Raw genomic sequence first — 21,967 nt, 5'->3', positions numbered from 1 at the left:
CTCGCCTCGTACGAGTGGAGGGGAAGATCACAGATGCCGGCCAAGCAGATGCTGCCCGGGCGGCGGCCGTCCGCGGTGAAGGCGCAGGGCCGCAAACGCCCCGCCGCCGCGCGGGGGCCCGCCCGGTCCGGGCCGCTGGAGCGGCTGCGGCGCACGCAGCGGCAGTTGAACAAGGCCTGGGACCGCCCGCTCACGGCGTATTACCTGATTTTCGGCAGTTCGCTGCTGCTGACCGGGCTCGGCCTGGTGATGGTCTACTCGGCCTCCATGATCAAGGCCCTCCAGCTCGGGCTGGGGGACGCGTACTTCTTCAAGAAGCAGTTCCTGGCCGCCGTGATCGGCGCAGTCCTGCTCTTCGCCGCCTCCCGGATGCCCGTCAAGCTGCACCGGGCGCTGTCCTATCCGGTGCTCGCCGGCACCCTGTTCCTGATGGCCCTGGTCCAGGTCCCCGGGATAGGGGTCTCGATCAACGGCAACCAGAATTGGATCTCCCTTGGCGGTCCGTTCATGCTCCAGCCCAGTGAGTTCGGCAAGCTGGCCCTGATCCTGTGGGGCGCCGACCTGCTGGCCCGCAAGGGCGAGAAGGGGCTGCTGAGCCAGTGGAAGCACCTGCTGGTGCCGCTGGTCCCGGTGGCCTTCCTGCTGCTCGGGCTCATCATGCTCGGCGGGGACATGGGCACCGCGATGATCCTCGGCGCGGTCCTGTTCGGCCTGCTCTGGCTCGCCGGGGCGCCGACCCGGATGTTCGCGGGCGTCCTCGTCTTCGCGGGTGTGATCGTCGCACTGCTCATCAAGACCAGCCCGCACCGCATGGACCGGCTCGCCTGCCTGGGGGCGACAGACCCGGGCAAGAACGACCTTTGCTGGCAGGCCGTCCACGGGATCTATGCCCTCGCATCGGGCGGATGGTTCGGTTCCGGCCTGGGCGCGAGTGTGGAAAAATGGGGGCAACTCCCCGAAGCCCACACCGACTTCATCTTCGCCATCACCGGCGAGGAACTGGGGCTGGCGGGGACGCTGTCGGTGCTCGCCCTGTTCGCGGCCCTAGGCTATGCGGGTATCCGCGTGGCCGGACGCACGGAGGACTCCTTCGTACGGTATGCCGCGGGAGGCGTGACCACGTGGATCACGGCGCAGGCCGTGATCAACATCGGTGCGGTGCTCGGTCTGCTGCCGATCGCCGGGGTTCCGCTCCCGCTGTTCTCCTACGGGGGGTCGGCCCTGCTGCCGACCATGTTCGCGGTCGGACTGCTCATCGCGTTCGCGCGGGAGGAGCCGGCGGCGCGAGCGGCGCTCGCGATGCGCCGGCCGAAGTCCGGCCGGCAGCGGAGCGGGCCGATATGGAAGTCGATGAGACGGCGCGTCAAGAGGCGTCCGTCCGGAGAGCGGTGAATTTCGGTGCATGTCGTACTCGCCGGTGGGGGGACCGCCGGCCACATCGAGCCGGCGCTCGCCCTCGCGGACGCCCTGCGCAGGCAGGACCCGACCGTGGGCATCACCGCCCTCGGTACCGAACGCGGCCTTGAGACCCGGCTCGTCCCGGAGCGCGGCTACGAGCTGGGGCTGATCCCCGCCGTACCGCTGCCCCGCAAGCCGACGCCCGAGCTGATCACCGTCCCCGGACGGCTGCGCGGCACCATCAAGGCCGCCGAGGAGATCCTCGTACGCACCAAGGCCGACTGCGTCGTCGGCTTCGGCGGCTACGTGGCCCTGCCCGGCTACCTCGCCGCCAAACGGCTCGGGGTGCCGATCATCGTCCACGAGGCCAACGCCCGCCCCGGGCTGGCCAACAAGATCGGCTCCCGCTACGCGCACGCCGTCGCGGTGTCCACCCCGGACAGCAAGCTGCGCGGCGCCCGCTACGTGGGCATCCCGCTGCGCCGGTCCATCTCCACCCTGGACCGGGCCGCCGTACGGCCCGAGGCGCGCGCCGCCTTCGGCCTGGACCCCAACCTGCCGACCCTGCTGGTCTCCGGCGGCTCGCAGGGCGCACGGCGGCTGAACGAGACCATCCAGCAGGTCGCCCCGACCCTCCAGCGCTCCGGGATCCAGATCCTCCACGCGGTCGGCCCGAAGAACGAACTGCCGCGTGTCGACAACATGCCCGGGATGCCGCCGTACGTCCCGGTACCGTACGTGGACCGGATGGACCTCGCGTACGCCGCCGCCGACATGATGCTGTGCCGCGCGGGCGCGATGACCGTCGCCGAACTCTCCGCCGTCGGGCTGCCGGCCGCGTACGTACCGTTGCCGATCGGCAACGGCGAACAGCGGCTGAACGCCCAGCCGGTGGTCAAGGCCGGCGGCGGCCTGCTCGTCGACGACGCGGAGCTGACGCCCGAATGGGTGCTCGGCCAGATCATTCCGGTGCTGTCCGATCCGCACCGCCTGTACGAGATGTCCCGCGCGGCCGCCGAGTTCGGCCGCCGGGACGCCGACGACCTGCTCGTCGGACTGGTCTACGAGGCGATCGCGGCCGCACGCAACCGCTAGACCCAGGAGGCACAGGAGTGGCCGGAGCGACGACGGCACAGCGCGGCACTTCCGACCGGCCGGGCCGCGGGGGCAAGGGTCCCGGCCGCCCGGCCCGTCCGCCCCGGCCCGGCGGCCGGGCCGGGCGCAACGGCCCCCGGGGGCCCGGCGGCGGCCGCCGCCGGGTCACCCTCCTGGCGGCCCTCGCCGCCGCGGTGCTCCTCGCCGCGGGCTGCACCTGGGTGCTCTACGGCTCCTCCTGGCTGCGCGTCGAGAAGGTCACGGCCTCCGGCACCGAGGTGCTCACCCCCGAGCAGGTCCTCGCCGCCGCGGCCGTGCCCGTCGGCGCGCCCCTCGTCGGGGTCGACACCGACGAGATCGCGGGCCGGCTGCGGTCCCGGCTGCCCCGCATCGATTCGGTCGACGTGGTGCGCGCCTGGCCGCACGCGATCGGGCTGAAAGTGACGGAACGCAAACCCGTCCTGCTCATCAAGAAGGACGCGGAGTTCGTCGAAGTGGACGTGACGGGTGTGCGATTCGACACGGTCCGACAGGCGCCGGCCGGCGTTCCGGTCCTCGAACTGGCCGCGGAGCGCTCGCCGAGCGCCCGGCGTTTCGACGAGGAGCGGCTGCTGCGCGAGGCGGTCGGCATCGCGGGGAGCCTCCCGGAGGCCGTCGCGAAGGAGACCTTGCAGGTCAAGGTGCGGTCGTACGATTCGGTACTGCTGGAGCTCACGAAGGGGCGCACGGTGGTGTGGGGGAGCGGTGAACTGGGCGAGGCGAAGGGGCGCGCGCTGACCGCATTGCTCAAAGCGGCGCCCAAGGCTGACCACTTCGACGTGAGCGTCCCCACCGCACCTGCGGTGTCCGGGAGTTGACGTCGGGTCGAACAGCGAAGCACCCTGGTTGGCCACCGATACGGGTGATCACATAGGGTGAAAAGAAAAACGGGAGGTTCGGCGTGTTCGTTGAACCCGCGCTACTTGTCGACTTAGTGTCCTGTTCGGAAGAGTCCAAGGAACAGACACACTCCTCACCCTAAACTTGAGGTTTAGGGTTCGGGTCGGCGCGTACGGACCGTCCCAATTTCGGCATCAGTCGTCGCACCGCAGGCCCGCGAGGCGGCGACACGTAACTCGAGGCGAGAGGCCTTCGACGTGGCAGCACCGCAGAACTACCTCGCAGTCATCAAGGTCATCGGTGTCGGCGGCGGTGGTGTCAATGCCATCAACCGAATGATCGAGGTCGGTCTCAAGGGCGTCGAGTTCATCGCCATCAACACGGACGCCCAGGCGCTGTTGATGAGCGACGCCGACGTCAAGCTCGACGTCGGCCGCGAACTCACCCGGGGCCTCGGCGCCGGAGCCAACCCGGCCGTCGGTCGCAAGGCGGCAGAGGACCACCGCGAGGAGATCGAGGAGGTCCTCAAGGGGGCCGACATGGTCTTCGTCACCGCCGGCGAGGGCGGCGGCACCGGTACCGGCGGCGCACCCGTCGTCGCCAACATCGCGCGCTCGCTGGGCGCCCTGACGATCGGTGTGGTCACCCGGCCGTTCACCTTCGAGGGCCGGCGCCGCGCGAACCAGGCGGAGGACGGCATCGCCGAGCTCCGCGAAGAGGTCGACACCCTCATCGTCATCCCCAACGACCGCCTGCTGTCCATCTCGGACCGCCAGGTCAGCGTCCTGGACGCCTTCAAGTCGGCGGACCAGGTCCTGCTCTCCGGCGTCCAGGGCATCACCGACCTCATCACCACCCCGGGTCTGATCAACCTCGACTTCGCGGACGTCAAGTCCGTGATGTCCGAGGCGGGCTCGGCACTGATGGGCATCGGCTCGGCCCGCGGCGACGACCGCGCGGTGGCCGCCGCCGAGATGGCGATCTCCTCGCCGCTGCTGGAAGCCTCCATCGACGGGGCGCGGGGCGTCCTGCTCTCCATCTCCGGCGGCTCGGACCTCGGTCTCTTCGAGATCAACGAGGCCGCGCAGCTGGTGAGCGAGGCCGCGCACCCCGAGGCGAACATCATCTTCGGCGCCGTCATCGACGACGCGCTCGGCGACGAGGTCCGCGTGACCGTCATCGCGGCCGGGTTCGACGGGGGCCAGCCCCCGGCCCGCCGGGACAACGTCATCGGTGCCGCGTCCACCAAGCGCGAGGAGCCGGCCCCGGCGCCGGCCCGCGCGCCGGAGCCGGTCCGCCCGGCCTTCGGCGGACTCGGCTCGGTCACCCCGCGCGAGGAGCCCCCGGCTCCGGTGGAGATCCCGGTCGAGCCGGCGCCCGCGCCGCAGGTCCCGACGGCCCGTCCGTACCAGGACAGCCCGGCCGAAGAGCTGGATGTCCCGGACTTCTTGAAGTGACATCGGAGCAGCACAGCGAGAACGGCGCCCACTTCGCCTTCACCGACCGGTGGGGCGGGGTGAGCGCCGTTCCGTACGAGGAGCTCAATCTCGGCGGCGCGGTCGGAGACGACCCGGCCGCCGTTCGCGCGAACCGGGCCGCCGCGGCGGGGGAGCTGGGCATCGACCCGGACCTGGTCGTCTGGATGAACCAGGTGCACGGGCGGGACGTGACGGTGGTGGACGGCCCCTGGCCGGCCGGCGCCCCGGCCCCCGCGGTGGACGCGGTGGTGAGCGCCCGCCGGGGGCTCGCCCTCGCGGTGCTCACCGCCGACTGCACCCCGGTGCTGCTGGCCGATCCCGTCGCCGGGATCGTCGGGGCCGCCCACGCCGGGCGGCCCGGGCTGGTCGCCGGGGTGGTGCCGGCCGCGGTCGAGGCGATGGTGGCTCTCGGCGCGGACCCCGCGCGGATGGTCGCCCGTACCGGGCCCGCCGTCTGCGGGCGCTGTTACGAAGTGCCCGCAGAGATGCGGGAGGCGGTCGCCGCCGCGGTGCCGGCCGCCCGGGCCGAGACCAGCTGGGGGACACCGGCCGTGGACGTGGTCGCCGGGGTGCACGCGCAGCTCGCGGAGGCGGGGGTGGCGCACCGCCACCGTTCGCCGGTCTGCACACTGGAGTCGCGGGACCACTTCTCGTACCGCCGTGACCGGGTGACCGGGCGGCTCGCCGGATATGTGTGGTTGGAACGGATCGATGACAGACCGTAAGTCGGAACTCGCGGAGAACCTCGCGCGGGTGGAGGAGCGGATCGCGTCCGCCTGCGCGGCCGCCGGCCGGGAGCGGGAGGAGGTGACCCTCATCGTGGTCACCAAGACCTACCCGGCGAGCGACGTACGACTGCTGGCGGACCTGGGTGTCCGTCATGTTGCGGAAAACCGTGACCAGGACGCCGCCCCCAAGGCGGAGGCCTGTGCGGATCTGCCGCTGAGCTGGCACTTCGTCGGCCAGTTGCAGACGAACAAAGTCCGTTCGGTGGCGGGTTACGCACAGGTCGTGCAGTCCGTCGACCGGCCGAAGCTCGTCGCCGCGCTGTCGGCGGCCGCGGAGGCGCAGGGGCGGGAACTCGGGTGTCTGGTGCAGATCGCGCTCGACGCCGAATCGGGGGAGCGCGGGGCCCGCGGCGGCGCCGCCCCCGATCTGCTGCCGGAGTTGGCCGGCCTCGTGGCCGCCGCGCCGGGGCTGCGGATCGACGGTCTCATGACGGTGGCTCCGCTGGCGGGCCCTTACGCGGGACGCGAACGGGCGGCCTTCGAGCGGCTGGTGGAATTGTCATCCGGCCTGCGCGCGGACCATCCGGCTGCCACGATGGTGTCGGCCGGAATGAGCGCCGACCTGGAACAGGCCGTGCTGGCGGGTGCGACACATGTACGCGTCGGCACTGCGGTACTCGGCGCGAGACCCCGGCTCGGGTAACGTCGCGAAGAAAGTCGGACCACAGCAGAAAATATGGTCATTTCCGCAGATGAGCGGATAGGCCACGTGGATCGCGGGCAGTTGGTGACTTTGGTGACACAGCGACTTGCTGACAGACACAGCGACACCTGCGACAGGGCGATCCACCACAGAGCGGAGGACTCGGAGAATGGCCGGCGCGATGCGCAAGATGGCGGTCTACCTCGGCCTCGTGGAGGACGACCGGTACGACAACCCGGGGTACGACCCCGATGACGAGTTCGAGCCCGAGCCGGAACCGGAGCGCGTGCGGGACCGGGACCGCCGACAGCAGCCCGTGCACCAATCGCCCGTACCGGACGAACCGGTACGAGTGGTACAGCCTCCGGCGCCGCGGGAGCCCCTCCCAATTCCGTCAGAAAACGGACGTCCCGCGCGAATTGCCCCCGTGGCATCCATCACACCTGACCGCACCAACCTGGAGAAGAACGCCCCCGTGATCATGCCCAAGGTCGTCTCCGAGCGGGAGCCGTACCGCATCACGACGCTGCACCCCCGGACCTACAACGAGGCCCGTACCATCGGGGAACACTTCCGTGAGGGCACTCCGGTGATCATGAATCTCACGGAGATGGACGACACCGACGCGAAGCGTCTGGTCGACTTCGCCGCCGGCCTCGTCTTCGGTCTGCACGGCAGTATTGAACGCGTGACACAGAAGGTGTTCCTGCTGTCGCCTGCTAACGTCGATGTCACGGCGGAGGACAAGGCCCGCATCGCGGAGGGCGGGTTCTTCAACCAAAGCTAGACCGATCCGTCAGACACGGGACCGGGAACAGAGCGAGAACGGGGAGAGGGAAGCGCGGGATGGGCGTCGCACTACAAGTGGTCTACATCGCGCTGATGTGCTTCCTCATCGTGCTGATCTTCCGACTGGTCATGGACTACGTGTTCCAGTTCGCACGTTCATGGACACCCGGCAAGGCGATGGTGGTCGTTCTGGAGGCCACCTACACTGTCACCGATCCACCGCTCAAGCTTCTCCGGCGCTTCATCCCGCCGTTGCGTCTCGGGGGCGTGGCACTCGACCTGTCCTTCTTCGTTCTGATGATCATCGTTTACATCCTCATCAGTTTCGTGAGCACCGCTGCGAGAAGCGTGTGAACGATGTGCTTCCCCGCGGGCGCGGGGACAGTCCCGATACGGTCTTGCCGACTGCCGACGACTACGTAGAGGTGAAGAAGACATGCCGCTGACCCCCGAGGACGTGCGGAACAAGCAGTTCACGACCGTCCGCCTCCGAGAAGGCTATGACGAGGACGAGGTCGATGCCTTCCTCGACGAGGTCGAGTCCGAACTGACGCGCCTGCTGCGCGAGAACGAGGACCTGCGCGCCAAGCTGGCCGCCGCGACGCGTGCCGCCGCGCAGAACCAGCAGCAGCAGCAGAACATGCGCAAGCCGGAGCCCCAGGACCAGCGAGGCCCGGGCGCCCCCGTGCCCGCGGCCATATCCGGCCCGCCGCAGCAGCAGCAGCCGCAGATGGGCCCGCCGCAGCTGCCCGGCGGCCAGCCGCAGCTGCCCCCCGGCCCCGGTGGACACGGACCGCAGGGTCCGGGCCAGATGGGCAACCCGATGCAGCAGCAGTCCATGGGTGGCCAGCACCCCATGGCACAGCAGCAGCAGCAGATGGGCCAGCCGCCCATGCAGCAGCAGTCCATGGGCGGACAGAACCCGCTCGGACAGCCGATGGGCCAGCAGATGCAGCCGATGGGCCAGCAGATGGGCCAGCAGATGCAGCCCATGGGCCAGCCCATGCAGCAGATGCAGCAGCCGCCGCAGCTCCCGCAGCAGGGCCCCGGTGGCGACAGCGCCGCCCGCGTCCTGTCGCTCGCGCAGCAGACCGCCGACCAGGCGATCGCCGAGGCGCGCTCCGAAGCCAACAAGATCGTCGGCGAGGCCCGTTCGCGCGCCGAGGGCCTGGAGCGGGACGCCCGCGCCAAGGCCGACGCGCTGGAGCGGGACGCGCAGGAGAAGCACCGCGTCGCGATGGGCTCCCTGGAGTCCGCCCGCGCCACGCTGGAGCGCAAGGTCGAGGACCTGCGCGGCTTCGAGCGCGAGTACCGCACGCGTCTGAAGTCCTACCTGGAGTCGCAGCTGCGCCAGCTGGAGACCCAGGCCGACGACTCCCTGGCCCCGCCGCGGAACCCGGCCGGTCCGGCGCTCCCGCCGTCGCCGTCCCCGTCGATGGCTCCGGCCGGCGCGATGGGCCACTCCATGGGCGGCCCGTCCCCCATGGGCGGCCCCTCCCCGATGGGCGGTCCGTCGTACGGCGGCCAGCAGCAGATGTCCCCGGCGATGACGCAGCCGATGGCCCCGGTGCGGCCGGCCGCGCCGCAGCCGATGCAGCAGGCGCCGTCTCCGATGCGGGGCTTCCTGATCGACGAGGACGACAACTAGGCGGCGCGCCGCCCCTGTCGGCAGTCTGACGGGCCGGGCCCGGTTCCCCTGCGGGGGACCCGGGCCCGGCCCGTTTCGCGTACCCGGGGGCGGGGGGAAACGCGGAACGGCCCGCACCTCCAAGGGGAGGTGCGGGCCGTTCCGGGGTGCTCAGGCCTTGCGGAGGGCGAACGTCAGGGACAGCGGCTCGTCCGTGAACGGGGCGCCGTACGCGGCGTCCGGCTCGGCGGAGGCGAAGTCCGTGGCGAGGACCTCGTCCGCGATCAGGGCCGCGTGGTCGGTCAGGGCCGTCACGACCTCCGGGTCCGTCGAGGACCACCGCAGGGCGATGCGGTCGGCGACGTCCAGACCGGAGTTCTTGCGGGCCTCCTGGATCAGGCGGATCGCGTCACGGGCCAGGCCCGCCAGCCGCAGCTGCGGGGTGATCTCCAGGTCGAGGGCGACCGTCGCGCCCGAGTCGGACGCCACCGACCAGCCCTCGCGCGGGGTCTCCGTGATGATGACCTCCTCCGGGGTGAGGGAGACGGGCTCCCCGGTCACCTCGACCTCGGCGGAGCCGGACCGCAGGGCCAGCGACAGCGCCGCCGCGTCGGCCGCGGCCACCGCCTTCGCGACGTCCTGCACGCCCTTGCCGAACCGCTTGCCCAGCGCACGGAAGTTGGCCTTGGCCGTGGTGTCCACCAGCGACCCGCCGACCTCCGAGAGGGAGGCCAGGGAGGACACGTTCAGCTCCTCCGTGATCTGCGCCCGGAGGTCGGGCGAGAGCGCGTCGAAGCCTGCCGCGCCGACCAGCGCCCGCGAGAGCGGCTGGCGGGTCTTGACCCCGGACTCCGCGCGGGTCGCGCGGCCCAGCTCCACGAGACGGCGCACCAGCAGCATCTGCTGCGACAGGACCGGGTCGATCGCCGCCGTGTCCGCCTCCGGCCAGGAGGAGAGGTGCACCGACTCCGGGGCGTCCGGGGTGACCGGGACGACCATGTCCTGCCAGACCCGCTCCGTGATGAAGGGGGTCAGCGGGGCCAGCAGCCGGGTCACCGTCTCCACGACCTCGTGCAGGGTCCGCAGCGCGGCCTTGTCGCCCTGCCAGAAGCGGCGGCGCGAGCGGCGCACGTACCAGTTGGAGAGGTCGTCGACGAAGGAGGAGAGGAGCTTGCCGGCGCGCTGGGTGTCGTACGCCTCCATCGCCCCGGTGATCTCCGAGACCAGGGTGTTCAGTTCGGACAGCAGCCAGCGGTCCAGCACCGTGCGCTCCGCCGGGGCCGGGTCGGCCGCGGACGGCGCCCAGTTCGAGGTGCGGGCGTACAGGGCCTGGAAGGCGACCGTGTTCCAGTACGTGAGGAGGGTCTTGCGGACCACCTCCTGGATCGTGCCGTGGCCGACGCGCCGCGCCGCCCACGGGGAGCCGCCGGCCGCCATGAACCAGCGGACGGCGTCGGCGCCGTGCTGGTCCATCAGCGGGATCGGCTGGAGGATGTTGCCGAGGTGCTTGGACATCTTGCGGCCGTCCTCGGCGAGGATGTGGCCCAGGCAGACCACGTTCTCGTAACTGGACTTGTCGAAGACGAGCGTGCCGACCGCCATCAGCGTGTAGAACCAGCCGCGGGTCTGGTCGATGGCCTCCGAGATGAACTGCGCCGGGTAGCGCTTCTCGAAGACCTCCTTGTTCTTGTACGGGTAGCCCCACTGCGCGAACGGCATCGAACCCGAGTCGTACCAGGCGTCGATGACCTCGGGGACGCGGACGGCCTCCAGCGAGCAGCCCTCGTGGGTGCAGGTGAAGGTGACGGCGTCGATGTACGGGCGGTGCGGGTCCAGGGCGGACTGGTCCGTGCCGGACAGCTCGCTCAGCTCCGCGCGGGAGCCGACGCAGGTGAGGTGGTCCTCCTCGCAGCGCCAGATCGGCAGCGGGGTGCCCCAGTACCGGTTGCGGGAGAGCGCCCAGTCGATGTTGTTGTTCAGCCAGTCGCCGAAGCGGCCCTGCTTGACCGAGTCCGGGAACCAGTTGGTCTTCTCGTTCTCCCGCAGCATCGCGTCCTTGACGGCGGTGGTGCGGATGTACCAGGACGGCTGCGCGTAGTAGAGCAGCGCGGTGTGGCAGCGCCAGCAGTGCGGGTAGCTGTGCTCGTAGGCGATGTGCTTGAAGAGCAGGCCGCGCGCGTCGAGGTCGGCGGTCAGCTTCTCGTCGGCCTTCTTGAAGAACACGCCGCCCACGAGCGGGACCTCCTCCTCGAAGGTGCCGTCGGGGCGGACCGGGTTCACGACGGGCAGGCCGTACGCGCGGCAGACCGCGAGGTCGTCGGCGCCGAAGGCGGGGGACTGGTGGACCAGACCGGTGCCGTCCTCGGTCGTGACGTACTCGGCGTTCACGACGTAGTGGGCCTCGGCCGGGAACTCGATCAGCTCGAAGGGGCGCCGGTAGGTCCAGCGCTCCATCTCCTTGCCGGTGAAGGACTCGCCGGTGGCCTCCCAGCCCTCGCCGAGGGACTTCTCCAGCAGCGGCTCGGCGACGACGAGCTTCTCCTCGCCGTTCGTCGCCACCACGTAGCGGACCTCGGGGTGCGCGGCCACGGCGGTGTTGGACACCAGCGTCCAGGGGGTCGTCGTCCACACCAGGAGCGCCGCCTCGCCCGCGAGCGGGCCGGAGGTCAGCGGGAAGCGGACGTAGACCGAGGGGTCGACGACCGTCTCGTAGCCCTGCGCCAGCTCGTGGTCGGAGAGGCCGGTGCCGCAGCGGGGGCACCAGGGGGCGACGCGGTGGTCCTGGGTGAGCAGGCCCTTGTTGAAGATCTCCTTCAGCGACCACCACACGGACTCGACGTACTCGGGGTCCATGGTCCGGTAGGCGTCGTCCAGGTCGACCCAGTAGCCCATGCGGGTCGTGAGCTCGGCGAACGCGTCGGTGTGGCGGGTCACCGACTCGCGGCACTTGGCATTGAACTCGGCGATGCCGTACGCCTCGATGTCCTGCTTGCCGTTGAAGCCGAGTTCCTTCTCGACGGCGAGCTCGACGGGCAGACCGTGGCAGTCCCAGCCGGCCTTGCGGGCCACGTGGTAGCCGCGCATGGTGCGGAACCGGGGGAAGACGTCCTTGAAGACGCGGGCCTCGATGTGGTGCGCGCCGGGCATGCCGTTCGCGGTGGGCGGGCCCTCGTAGAACACCCACTCGGGGCGGCCCTCGGACTGCTCCAGGGTCTTGGCGAAGGTCTTGCTCTCCCGCCAGAAGTCGAGGACCGCGTGCTCAAGGGCAGGCAGGTCGACCTGGGCGGGTACCGGGCGGTACTGCGGCGGTGTGGTCATGAGGCTGAACTCTTCCTCCGGCGGGATGTCACTTCCGTCCGGAGGGACGAGAGCCGCCCTCTTCCTGAGGGACGTGCTGCTCCCGCGGTACCACCCTCCTTGGCCGCCGGACGCGCCGGTGGCCCCCTCATTGGGGTGCGAAGCCGGTTCTACTGGCCCTACGGGAATCCGTACGGCGTTCTTCCGGCGGCTCCGGGGTGATCCTTCACGTCGCGCTCGCCCCCGGGCTCTCACCGTCCCCGGGTCGCTCCTGGCTGCGTCCGACGCTACGCGTCCCCATCCATGCCTCTCGCTGCGCCCAGTGTACGGGCCGGTGCCCGGCTCGGCCCACCGGCTTTCCGGCGGGCGCGGGGTGACCCGGATGGGCTGATCGCCCCGTACGGGATCCACCGGGGCGGCCGGAGCGGATTACCGGGCCCCGGGCTGGGCACAACGGATGCAGGTTGACCTCGATGGACGCGTGCCCCGTTGCCGTGTGGTCGGCGCCGATTTATCGTTCCGGCACGATTCGCGAACCAGATCACAGTAGGTGAAAAGGGGCCGCTGCCATGGTGGCGAAGAAGACGACGGGCGCGGCCGGGAAGACCGCGGCGGCCGTGAAGAAGACGGCGGCCGCACGCAAGACCGCGGCCGCCGCGAAGAGCGCCGCCGCCGGACCGGCCACGGTCGACGGAGCGGCGGCCAAGACCAGGGCGGCGCCCGCGAAGGCGGCCGCGAAGGGCACCACGGGCAAGGCCGCGGCCAAGAAGGCCACGACCGAGGGGGCGGCCCCGGCCGCGCGGAAGACGGGAGCTCGGAAAGTGGTTGCCAAGAAGACTGCGGGTACGGCCAGGAAGGCGGCCACTGCGGCCACCAGCGGGCTCCCGAAGGCGCGGGCCACGGCGGCCACCCCGCCCGGGGAGCTCGCCGTACGGCCCGGGGAGGAGCCCTGGACCGCCCAGGAGGTCGACGAGGCCCGTACGGAGCTGATGTCGGAGGTGCTTCGGCTGCGCGCCGAGCTGGACGCCTCCGAAGTGGCCATCACGGGCCTGATGCGGGACTCGGGCGACGGCGCGGGCGACGACCAGGCCGACACCGGGACCAAGAACATCACCCGGGAGTCCGAGCTCGCCCTGGCCGCGAACGCCAGCTCGATGCTGGAGCAGACCGAGCGGGCCCTGGAACGGCTGGAGGCGGGCACGTACGGCCTCTGCGAGAACTGCGGCAAGCCCATCGGCAAGGCGCGGATGCAGGCCTTCCCGCGGGCCACCCTGTGTGTCGACTGCAAGCAGAAGCAGGAGCGGAGGCACTAGCGCGGGCAGGGGCGCGGGCGAGGGCGCCGGCCCGGGCGCGGGCGGCCCGGGCGCGACCGGCGCCCCCTGACGTACTCTCGTGTCTCGTCGGGATCGAGCTAGTCGAGGGACTCACGTGGCAGAGGCGGAGCGCATCATCGGTACTCCGGACGTCGGGGACGACGCCGAGCCGCGGCCGGAGGCGGTCGCGCCCCGGGGCCGGCGGCGGATCGTGGCGCTGCTCGTCGTGGCGGTGCTCGCGTACCTGCTCGACCTCGGCAGCAAGATGCTGGTCGTGGCCAGGCTGGAGCACGAGCCGCCCATCCGGCTCGTCGGCGACCTGCTGAAGCTCTCGGCGATCCGCAACCCGGGGGCCGCCTTCGGCTTCGGCGAGGCCTTCACGATCATCTTCACCTGCATCGCGGCCACCGTGATCGTGGTGATCGTGCGGCTGGCGCGCAAGCTGTACAGCCTGCCGTGGGCCATCGCGCTGGGCCTGCTGCTGGGCGGCGCGCTGGGCAACCTGACCGACCGGATCTTCCGTTCGCCGGGCGTGTTCCGGGGGGCGGTCGTCGACTTCATCGCCCCGGCCCACTTCGCGGTCTTCAACCTCGCCGACTCGGCGATCGTGTGCGGCGGGATCCTGATCGTCCTGCTGTCCTTCCGGGGTCTGGACCCGGACGGCACCGTCCACAAGGACTGATCGCGGGAATCCTCCTCTGCCGAGTCCTGCATACTCGACAGGTGAGTACGATTCCCGAGATCCGCACCCTGCCCGTTCCCGATGGCCTGGAGGGCGAGCGCGTCGACGCCGCCATCGCCCGTATGTTCGGATTTTCCCGGACCAAGGCGGCCGAGCTGGCGTCGGAGGGGAAGGTCTCGGTCGACGGCAGCGTCGTCGGCAAGTCCGAGCGCGTGCACGGCGGCGCCTGGCTCGAAGTAGAGATGCCCGCCCCGCCGCGGCCGGTCGAGCTCGTCGCCGAGCCGGTACCGGGCATGGAGATCATCCACGACGACGACGACATCGTCGTGATCATGAAGCCTGTCGGCGTCGCCGCCCACCCGAGCCCCGGCTGGACCGGCACCACCGTCATCGGCGGCCTCGCCGCCGCCGGCTACCGGATCTCCACCTCCGGCGCCTCCGAGCGGCAGGGCGTCGTGCACCGCCTCGACGTCGGCACCTCCGGGCTGATGGCCGTCGCCAAGTCCGAGCGCGCCTACACCTCGCTGAAGAACCAGTTCCGCGAGCGGGTCGTGGACAAGCGCTACCACGCGCTCGTGCAGGGCCACCCCGACCCGATGAGCGGCACGATCGACGCGCCGATCGGGCGCCACCCCAGCGCCGACTACAAGTGGGCGGTGACCCAGGACGGCAAGGCCTCCGTCACCCACTACGACCTGATCGAGGCGTTCCGGGCGGCGTCGCTGCTGGACATCAAGCTGGAGACCGGCCGCACGCACCAGATCCGCGTGCACATGTCCGCGCACCGCCACCCCTGCGTCGGCGACCTGACGTACGGGGCCGACCCGACCATCGCCAAGCGGCTGGGGCTGACCCGGCAGTGGCTGCACGCGGTGCGGCTCGGCTTCGAGCACCCGGCCGACGGCCAGTGGGTGGAGTTCGAGAGCGGCTACCCGGCCGACCTCCAGCACGCGCTGGACGTGATCCGGTCCGAGAGCCAGTGACCGCCGGCGGCGTCTCGGTGCGGGTCGCCGGGTCCGAGGCGGACCTGGCGGCCTGCTACGCCGTGCGCACCGAGGTGTTCGTGGTCGAACAGTCGGTTCCGGAGTCGGTCGAGTACGACGCGTACGACGCCGTCGCGCTGCACGTGCTGGCCGTGGGGCCGGACGGGGAGGCGCTGGGCACCGGGCGGCTGCTGTACGGGCCCGCGGCGCTCGGCAAGACCGGCGCGCCGGAGGTCGGCTCGCTGGGGCGGCTGGCCGTGCGCAAGTCCGCGCGCGGGCTGGGCGTCGGAGCGGCGCTGGTCCGGGAGATCGAGGCGCAGGCCGGCCTGCTGGGGCTGGCGGCGGTCGACCTGGGTGCGCAGACGCACGCGCTGGCGTTCTACGAGAGGCTCGGGTACGTGGCGTACGGCCCGGAGTTCCAGGACGCGGGCATCCCCCACCGCGCGATGCGGCGCCCCCTGCCGTAGCCCCGCTCCCGCGGCGCGCGGCCCGCGGGAGGGCCGACACGTCGGGGCGGGACCTTCGACCTGGCATGAGGGCGCCGGCGGAGTGGCAGGGTGGGGGAGTGGATCAGCTAGCTCTGCTGTTCGTGTTGTTGCTCGGGGCCGTGGTCACCGTTCCGCTCGGGGACCGGCTCGGGCTGCCCGCGCCCGTGTTGATGACCATCGGCGGGGCGCTGCTCGCCCTGGTGCCGGCGGTGCCCAACGTGGACATCCCGCCCGAATACATCCTGCCGCTCGTCCTGCCACCGCTGCTGTACGCCTCCGCGCAGCGGACCTCCTGGCGGCAGTTCGCGGCGAACGTCCGGCCGATCCTGCTGCTGGCCGTGGCCCTGGTGTTCGTGACCACCGCGGCCGTCGCGGCCGTCGCGAACGCCGTCGTGCCGGGGCTGCCGGTGGCCGCCGCCGTCGCGCTCGGCGCACTCGTCGCCCCGCCCGACCCGGTCGCGGCGACCGCCGTCGCCGGTTCGCTCGGGCTGCCCCGCCGGATGGTGTCCATCCTGGAGGGCGAGGGCCTCTTCAACGACGTCACCGCGATCGTGCTCTACCACGTCGCCGTCGCGGCGGCCGTCAGCGGCAGCTTCTCCTGGTCCGACGCCCTCGGCGAGTTCGTCCTGTCCGCCGTGGTGGCCGTGGCCGTGGGGCTCGCGCTGGGCTGGGCCACGCGGGCGCTGATGGGCCGGCTCGGGGACGCCACGCTCCAGATCGGGCTGACGCTGCTGGTCCCGTTCGTCTCGTACGTGGTGGCCGAGGAGCTCCAGGGTTCCGGGGTGCTGGCCGTCCTGACGACGGCGCTCTTCCTCGCCGAGTACGCCTCCGACGCCGACGACGTGCTCGGACGGCTCGCCGGCCACACCTTCTGGGAGATCGTCGACACCCTGGTCACCGGCGTGGCGTTCGGGCTGATCGGGCTGGAGCTGCACAACGTCTTCGGCGTCGCCAAGGGCCGCGTCTGGGAGATGGCCGGGTGGGCGGCGGTGGTGATCGTGGTGGTGGTCGGGGTGCGGCTGGTGTGGCTGCTGCCGGCAGGCTGGCTCGCGCAGAAGCTGCACCGGCGCCGGGACTACGAGGAAGAGATCCCGATGACCTGGCGCGAGAGCGTCGTGATGTGGTGGTCGGGGATGCGCGGGGTGGCCTCCGTGGCGCTGGCCCTGGCCATCCCGCTGCGCACCGACTCCGGGGAGCCCTTCCCGGCCCGCGACGAGATCGTCTTCATCGCCTTCGCGGTCATCATGGTGACCCTGGTGTGCCAGGGGCTGACGCTGCCCGCCCTGGTGCGGCGGCTCGGCGTGGAGGCGGACCCGGACGCCGAACGCGAGACGCAGCGGCAGCTGGCGCTGCGCGCGGCGAAGGCGGCGAAGCGGCGGCTGAAGGAGATCGAGGAGGTCGAGGACCTGCCCGAGGACCTGGTGGAGGTCCTCTACCGGCGGGCCTACGACGTCGGGGCGAGGATCAGCCCCGATCTGGTCGACGAGGAGCGGCGGGAGGCGTACGCGAAGCGGGTGGAGCGGATCCGGGACGTCCAGCGCATCCAGCGGGAGATGATGTCCGCCGCCCGGCACGAGGTGCTGGCGGCGCGCAGCGAGCCGGGGTCGGATCCGGAGATCGTGGACCGGGTGCTGCGCCACCTCGACGTGCGCAGCCTGCGCAGTCCCTAGCGGCCGGGCGGCCGGCCGCTCAGGCGGCCGGCGCAGGCGGCGGGGGCGGCGGGGGCGGCGGCTCGGCGGTCGGCACGCGGGGGAAGGCGTACGGGTGGTGGGCGGCCAGCCAGCCGATCAGCTGCTCGCGGACCGCGCAGCGCAGGGTCCACACCTCGTCGGCGTTCCTGGCGGTGACGACGGCGCGCACCACGATGGTGTTCGGCGTGGTGTCGGTGACGGCCAGGGAGCCGGTGCGGCCGTCCCATTCGGGGATGTTCTTGAGGAGGTCGGCGAGCTCGTCGCGCATCAGGGCGACCGGCGCCGCGTGGTCGAGGTGGAAGAAGACGGTGCCGGTGCTCTCGGCGCCGCCGCGCGACCAGTTCTCGTAGGGCTTGCCGGTGAAGTACGAGACCGGCATCGTGATCCGGCGTTCGTCCCAGGTGCGCACGACGAGGAAGGTCAGGGTGATCTCCTCGACCTTGCCCCACTCCTTGTCCACGACCACGGTGTCCCCGATGCGGACGGTGTCGCCGAAGGCGATCTGCAGGCCGGCGAAGAGGTTGCCGAGGGAGGACTGGGCGGCGATGCCGGCCACGATGCCGAGGACGCCGGCGGAGGCCAGCACCGAGGCGCCGACGGTGCGCATCGCGGGGAAGGTGAGCAGCATCGCGGCGGCCGCGACCACCACGGCCACGGCCGTGACCACCCGCTGGATCAGGGTGACCTGGGTGCGGACCCGGCGGACGCGGGCGTCGTCGGGGCGGGAGGCGGCGTAGCGGGCGTAGGCGGAATCGACGACGGCCGTGGCGATCCGGACGAGGAGCCAGGCGGTCGAGGCGATCATGAGCAGGGCCAGGACGTGCCCGACGGCGGCCCCGTGCGCGGGGAAGACGCCCGCCTGCCGGTGCGAGGCCTGGAGCAGGGCGGTGCCCAGGACGAGCCGGAAGGGCGTGACGCAGCGGCGCAGCAGTCCCCAGAGCGGGGTTTCGGTGTGCCGGGCGTCGGCCTGGCGCAGCAGCAGGTCCAGCAGCCATCCGGCGAGCAGGGTGAGGACCAGTACGGCGGCGAAGGCCACGACGGGACGCAGGACGTTCTCCATCTCCATGGCAGAGAACCTAACCGCGCCGGGTCCCGGGACCACCGCCTTCGCCGCGAATGGCACGATGGGAGGCATGAACATCGTGCTCTTCCATTCGACGTACGGGCTGCGGCCCGCGGTGCACGCGGCGGCCGGCCGGCTGCGCGCGGCCGGCCACGAGGTGCAGGTGCCGGACCTCTTCGAGGGGCGTACGTTCGCGACGGTCGAGGAGGGGCTGGCCCACCAGGAGGAGGTCGGCCGCGACGAGCTGCTCAAGCGGGCGGTGCTGGCCGTGGCCCCGTACTCCGACCGGGGCCTGGTCTACGCGGGCTTCTCCTACGGCGGCTCCGTCGCCCAGCACCTCGCGCTGGCCGACGACCGGGCGCGCGGGCTGCTGCTCCTGCACGGCACGGCGGACCTGGAGGAGGGGGCGACGGCGGACGAGCTGCCGGTGCAGCTGCACGTCGCGGACCCGGACCCGTTCGAGCCGCACGACTGGCTGACGGCCTGGTACCTGCGGATGCGGCGGGCGGGGGCGGACGTGGAGGTCCACACCTATCCGGGCGCCGGGCACCTGTTCACGGACCCGGACCTGGACGACTACGACGCACGGGCCGCCGAGGAGACCTGGAAGGCCGCGCTCGGCTTCCTCGACACCCTGTAGCCGGGCCCCCGGCCGGACGGGGCGGGGCCCCCGGCGTTCTCGCCGGGGGCCCCGCCGGTGCGCGGGGAGGCGCGGGCGCCGCGTCCGCGGCGGGTGGAGCGGGTGGGGCGGGTGGGGCGGGCGTGCGGATCAGGCGCGGTAGGCGGTCCACATGCTCTTCATGCGGGAGACCTGGCCGGCCGTGAACTGGTACATGCAGGAGTCGTACGTGTAGTCCATGAAGTTGTGGATCGGGTCGGCACCGGCCGCGGTGCAGGTGTCGCGCCCGGTCGGGCACTCGAAGGCGGCGCTGGCCTCGGCCGGGGTGTCGGAGACGGAGTCGCCGCTGCCCGAGCAGCCGCCCTGGAAGGTGTGGTAGAGGCCCAGCCAGTGGCCGACCTCGTGGGTGGCGGTGTCGCCCTGGTTGTAGTTGGTGGCCGCGCCGCCGGGGATCGAGCTGTTGAGGATGACCACGCCGTCCATCTTCGGCTGCGAGGCGTAGGAGCTGGGGAAGGTCGCCCAGCCGAGGAGCCCGCCGCCGAGGTTGGCGGTGTAGAGGTTGAGCGCGTTCTTGCCGCCCTTGCGCAGGGCGTTCTTCATGTCCTTCTCGGCCTTGGTGCCGTCCGAGACGCCGTACCAGGCCGCGTTGTCGGTGTAGTCGGTCCCGGCCAGGCTGAACTGGAAGCTCGTGTTGACGTTGCCGGTGCCCTGGCCCGCGTAGGCGGCGTTGAGGACCGAGATCTGGCTGTTGATCTGGGCGGCCGTCAGCTTGCCGGCGGTGCCGGAGGTGATGACGTGCACGTAGACCGGGATGGTCGTGGTGGCGGCCGCGGCGCCGGCGACGCCCTCGCTCTGCTGCGGGGAGAGCTGGAGCTGGGAGAGCTTCTTCCTCAGGTCGGCGTCCATGGACTTGACCTGGGCGTCGGTGACCTCGTTGGGGTCGGCCGCGTGCTGCTCCTTCGGGCGGGCCACCCGGGCGTTGGCGGGGGCGGAGCCCTGCTCGGCACAGACCTCGGCGGGGGTCTTGGCGGCGGCGGCCGCGACCGTGGTCGGCGCGGTGAGCGGGGCGAAGGCCAGGGTGGAGGCCAGCACGGCCGTGCCCATGAGGCGGCGGCGGAGCAGGGGGGATATGCGGGCAACAGCGCGCACGTTGACTCCTCGCGAAGCGTGGTGGGGGGTGAGGCAGGTCCTCACGCTGGCCGGAAGCTTACGTGTGCATGTCATCAAGTTGGCAAGTACTCGTAGGTTAAAGATTTGTTGCCGGAGGTGCGCAAGGGGCTCCCGGTCTGCACCAGAAGCCCCTCTGCTCAACAGATTTGACAGATGATCAGTTGACCGGACGGTCGGCCCGCTCCACCTTCTGCGTGCCGCTGAGCGTGCGGTACGAGCGCTGCCAGGCGGAGGTCGCGTCCTGCCGCCGCTTGTCGGACACCACGTAGTAGTCCATCTGCGAACGCGCGGCCGTCACGTCGAGCACGCCGTAGCCGTGGGCGTCCATGTCGAGCCACTTGACGTGCCAGTTCGCGGCCTTGATGGCCGATTCCGCCACCAGCGAGAGCGTGTCCGGCAGCACGTGCAGCGTGTCGTCGAGGTTGTCGGAGGTCACCGAGGTCACCACGAACTCGGTCGCCGCCGTGCCCGAGCCGGGGTACGTCGCCTTCTCCACCGGGAGCTCGTTCGCGAAGGACATGTGGATGTCGCCGGTCAGGAACACCGTGTTCTTGATGTTCCGGTCCTTCAAGTGGCCCAGGAGTTCCTTGCGGTCGTCGGTGTAGCCGTCCCACTGATCCACATTGATCGCCACTCCACCCTCGGGCAGGCCGAGCAGCTTGGTGAGCGGCGCCAGCAGGTGCGCGGGCAGCGCGCCGAAGGCGATCGGCGAGATCATCACCGAGGTGCCGACCAGCTGCCAGGTCGCGGTCGAGGCCGCCAGGCCGGCCTTGATCCAGTCCAGCTGGGCCCGGCCGGTGATGCTGCGCTCGGGGTCGTCCACCGCGCCGCTGCCGACCTTGGCCTGCTGGGAGCGGAAGGAGCGCAGGTCCAGCAGGTGCAGGTCGGCGAGGGTGCCGAAGCGCAGCCGCCGGTAGACGGTGCCCGCGATGGAGGGGCGGACGGGCATCCACTCGAAGTAGGCCTGCTTCGCGGCGGTCGCACGGGCCGCCCAGTCGCCCTCGGCGCCCGGGGTGTGGTTCTCCGCGCCCCCGGACCAGGCGTCGTTGGCGAACTCGTGGTCGTCCCAGATCGCGACGATCGGGTGGGCCGCGTGCAGGGCCTGGAGGTCGGGGTCCGTCTTGTACCTGCCGTGCCGGGTGCGGTAGTCGCCCAGCGAGACGATCTCGTGCCGGGGCTCGTGGGAGCGGACGGTGTACTTCGCCTCGGGATAGGCCCCGGCGGCGTACTCGTAGATGTAGTCGCCCAGGTGGAGCACGGCGTGCAGGTCGGCGCGGGCGGCCAGGTGGCGGTACGCGGAGAAGTACCCGGACTCCCAGTTGGCGCAGGAGACCACGCCGAAGCGCACGCCGGGGGTGGTGGTGCCGTCGGCCGGGGCGGTCAGGGTGCGGCCGGCCGGGGAGAGTGCGGTGCCCGCGGTGAAGCGGTACCAGTACGGGGTCTGCGGGCGCAGTCCGCGCACGTCGGCCTTGACGGTGTGGTCGGACGCGGCGCGGGCGGTGACCGAACCGCTGGCGACGATCCGGGAGAACGCCTTGTCCTCGGCCACCTCCCAGCCCACCGCGGTGTCCGCGCCGAGGCCGGAGCCGGGCACGGCCTCGGGGGCCGGGGTGACGCGGGTCCACAGCAGGACGCCGTCGGGCAGCGGATCGCCCGAGGCGACGCCGTGCAGGAAGGCGGGGGCGAAGTCCGCCGCGTGGGCGGCGCCGGCGCCCAGGGAGGCGAGCGGGGCGAGCGCGGCCGTGGCCGCGGCGGCCAGGACGACCGTGCGGCGGCGCGGGTGCGCCGGGCGGGGGGCCGGGTCGGGGCTGCCGGCGGAAGGGATGAGATGACTGGTCACGGACAACGATATTACTGATCGGTATGTGACGGGGAACAGTCCCCGGACGACAACGGGCGGGCGAACTCTGGGAGTCCGCCCGCCCGTTCACCGTCCGGTATGACCCGGATCGGACCCGGTCTGC

The 21,967-nt window shown here is 71.7% G+C and carries 19 protein-coding genes; 15 read left to right on the top strand and 4 right to left on the bottom strand.

All coding sequences use genetic code 11. The features are described from left to right. The first annotated feature begins 33 nt into the window (after positions 1-33). The 9 genes from ftsW to ACGFXC_RS21710 all read left to right on the top strand — a co-directional run bounded on the left by ftsW (position 34) and on the right by ACGFXC_RS21710 (position 8,718). On the top strand, positions 34-1,392 hold the full coding sequence (gene ftsW, locus ACGFXC_RS21750; RefSeq protein WP_393715123.1) for a putative lipid II flippase FtsW: 1,359 nt from the start codon (positions 34-36) through the stop codon (positions 1,390-1,392). Between the two features lie 6 nt (positions 1,393-1,398). Beyond that, entirely contained in the window at positions 1,399-2,493 is a 1,095-nt protein-coding gene (gene murG / locus ACGFXC_RS21745) for an undecaprenyldiphospho-muramoylpentapeptide beta-N-acetylglucosaminyltransferase (RefSeq protein WP_393715121.1), read from the top strand. A 17-nt stretch (positions 2,494-2,510) separates the two neighbouring features. Then, entirely contained in the window at positions 2,511-3,350 is an 840-nt protein-coding gene (locus ACGFXC_RS21740; RefSeq protein ID WP_393715120.1) for a cell division protein FtsQ/DivIB, read from the top strand. 279 nt (positions 3,351-3,629) lie between these two features. Next, complete coding sequence (gene ftsZ, locus ACGFXC_RS21735) at positions 3,630-4,829, top strand: cell division protein FtsZ (RefSeq protein WP_393715118.1); 1,200 nt, start codon at positions 3,630-3,632, stop codon at positions 4,827-4,829. Further along, positions 4,826-5,575, top strand: a complete 750-nt coding sequence (gene pgeF, locus ACGFXC_RS21730) for a peptidoglycan editing factor PgeF (protein WP_393715116.1) — start codon at positions 4,826-4,828, stop codon at positions 5,573-5,575. The genes ftsZ and pgeF overlap by 4 nt, the downstream gene beginning before the upstream one ends. After that, complete coding sequence (locus ACGFXC_RS21725) at positions 5,562-6,281, top strand: YggS family pyridoxal phosphate-dependent enzyme (protein WP_393715114.1); 720 nt, start codon at positions 5,562-5,564, stop codon at positions 6,279-6,281. Before pgeF ends, ACGFXC_RS21725 begins: the two co-directional genes overlap by 14 nt. 169 nt (positions 6,282-6,450) lie before the next feature. Beyond that, complete coding sequence (locus ACGFXC_RS21720) at positions 6,451-7,068, top strand: cell division protein SepF (RefSeq protein WP_393715112.1); 618 nt, start codon at positions 6,451-6,453, stop codon at positions 7,066-7,068. A 59-nt stretch (positions 7,069-7,127) separates the two neighbouring features. Then, positions 7,128-7,424: a YggT family protein gene (locus tag ACGFXC_RS21715; protein WP_030155988.1), complete on the top strand. Its 297-nt coding sequence runs from the start codon at positions 7,128-7,130 to the stop codon at positions 7,422-7,424. Between the two features lie 82 nt (positions 7,425-7,506). Beyond that, positions 7,507-8,718 (top strand): DivIVA domain-containing protein, encoded by a 1,212-nt coding sequence (locus ACGFXC_RS21710; protein ID WP_393715110.1) that lies wholly within the window; start codon positions 7,507-7,509, stop codon positions 8,716-8,718. A gap of 150 nt (positions 8,719-8,868) precedes the next feature. Here ACGFXC_RS21710 and ileS read toward each other — a convergent pair whose 3' ends face one another. Then, complete coding sequence (gene ileS / locus ACGFXC_RS21705) at positions 8,869-12,015, bottom strand: isoleucine--tRNA ligase (protein ID WP_393715108.1); 3,147 nt, start codon at positions 12,013-12,015, stop codon at positions 8,869-8,871. 548 nt (positions 12,016-12,563) lie between these two features. Here ileS and ACGFXC_RS21700 point away from each other — a divergent pair. The 5 genes from ACGFXC_RS21700 to ACGFXC_RS21680 all read left to right on the top strand — a co-directional run bounded on the left by ACGFXC_RS21700 (position 12,564) and on the right by ACGFXC_RS21680 (position 17,130). Next, a complete protein-coding gene (locus ACGFXC_RS21700) occupies positions 12,564-13,307 on the top strand; it encodes a TraR/DksA family transcriptional regulator (RefSeq protein ID WP_393715106.1) in 744 nt (247 codons plus the stop codon). Between the two features lie 115 nt (positions 13,308-13,422). After that, the gene (gene lspA, locus ACGFXC_RS21695) at positions 13,423-13,989 is read left to right on the top strand and encodes a signal peptidase II (RefSeq protein ID WP_393715105.1); all 567 of its coding nucleotides are present in this window, start codon (positions 13,423-13,425) and stop codon (positions 13,987-13,989) included. A 41-nt stretch (positions 13,990-14,030) separates the two neighbouring features. Then, positions 14,031-14,972 (top strand): RluA family pseudouridine synthase, encoded by a 942-nt coding sequence (locus tag ACGFXC_RS21690; RefSeq protein WP_393715103.1) that lies wholly within the window; start codon positions 14,031-14,033, stop codon positions 14,970-14,972. Continuing rightward, complete coding sequence (locus ACGFXC_RS21685) at positions 14,969-15,439, top strand: GNAT family N-acetyltransferase (protein WP_393715101.1); 471 nt, start codon at positions 14,969-14,971, stop codon at positions 15,437-15,439. Before ACGFXC_RS21690 ends, ACGFXC_RS21685 begins: the two co-directional genes overlap by 4 nt. Positions 15,440-15,537: 98 nt before the next feature. Then, the gene (locus tag ACGFXC_RS21680) at positions 15,538-17,130 is read left to right on the top strand and encodes a Na+/H+ antiporter (RefSeq protein ID WP_393715100.1); all 1,593 of its coding nucleotides are present in this window, start codon (positions 15,538-15,540) and stop codon (positions 17,128-17,130) included. A 19-nt stretch (positions 17,131-17,149) separates the two neighbouring features. On the opposite strand, the gene ACGFXC_RS21675 is transcribed toward ACGFXC_RS21680, so the two are convergent. After that, positions 17,150-18,211: a mechanosensitive ion channel family protein gene (locus ACGFXC_RS21675; RefSeq protein ID WP_393715371.1), complete on the bottom strand. Its 1,062-nt coding sequence runs from the start codon at positions 18,209-18,211 to the stop codon at positions 17,150-17,152. Between the two features lie 64 nt (positions 18,212-18,275). Here ACGFXC_RS21675 and ACGFXC_RS21670 point away from each other — a divergent pair, with 64 nt between their 5' ends. Continuing rightward, a complete protein-coding gene (locus ACGFXC_RS21670; protein ID WP_393715369.1) occupies positions 18,276-18,854 on the top strand; it encodes a dienelactone hydrolase family protein in 579 nt (192 codons plus the stop codon). 129 nt (positions 18,855-18,983) lie between these two features. Here the strand turns inward: ACGFXC_RS21670 and ACGFXC_RS21665 are convergent, their stop codons facing one another. Further along, positions 18,984-19,937, bottom strand: a complete 954-nt coding sequence (locus ACGFXC_RS21665; protein ID WP_393715367.1) for a zinc metalloprotease — start codon at positions 19,935-19,937, stop codon at positions 18,984-18,986. Between the two features lie 223 nt (positions 19,938-20,160). Continuing rightward, entirely contained in the window at positions 20,161-21,843 is a 1,683-nt protein-coding gene (locus ACGFXC_RS21660) for an alkaline phosphatase D family protein (protein WP_393715098.1), read from the bottom strand. Between the last annotated feature and the right edge of the window lie 124 nt (positions 21,844-21,967).

This window comes from Streptomyces sp. NPDC048507 (assembly GCF_043199995.1).
Lineage (GTDB): Bacteria > Actinomycetota > Actinomycetes > Streptomycetales > Streptomycetaceae > Streptomyces.
Note: the sequence above shows the minus strand (reverse complement) of the source record. Positions and strands in the feature narration are given on the sequence as shown.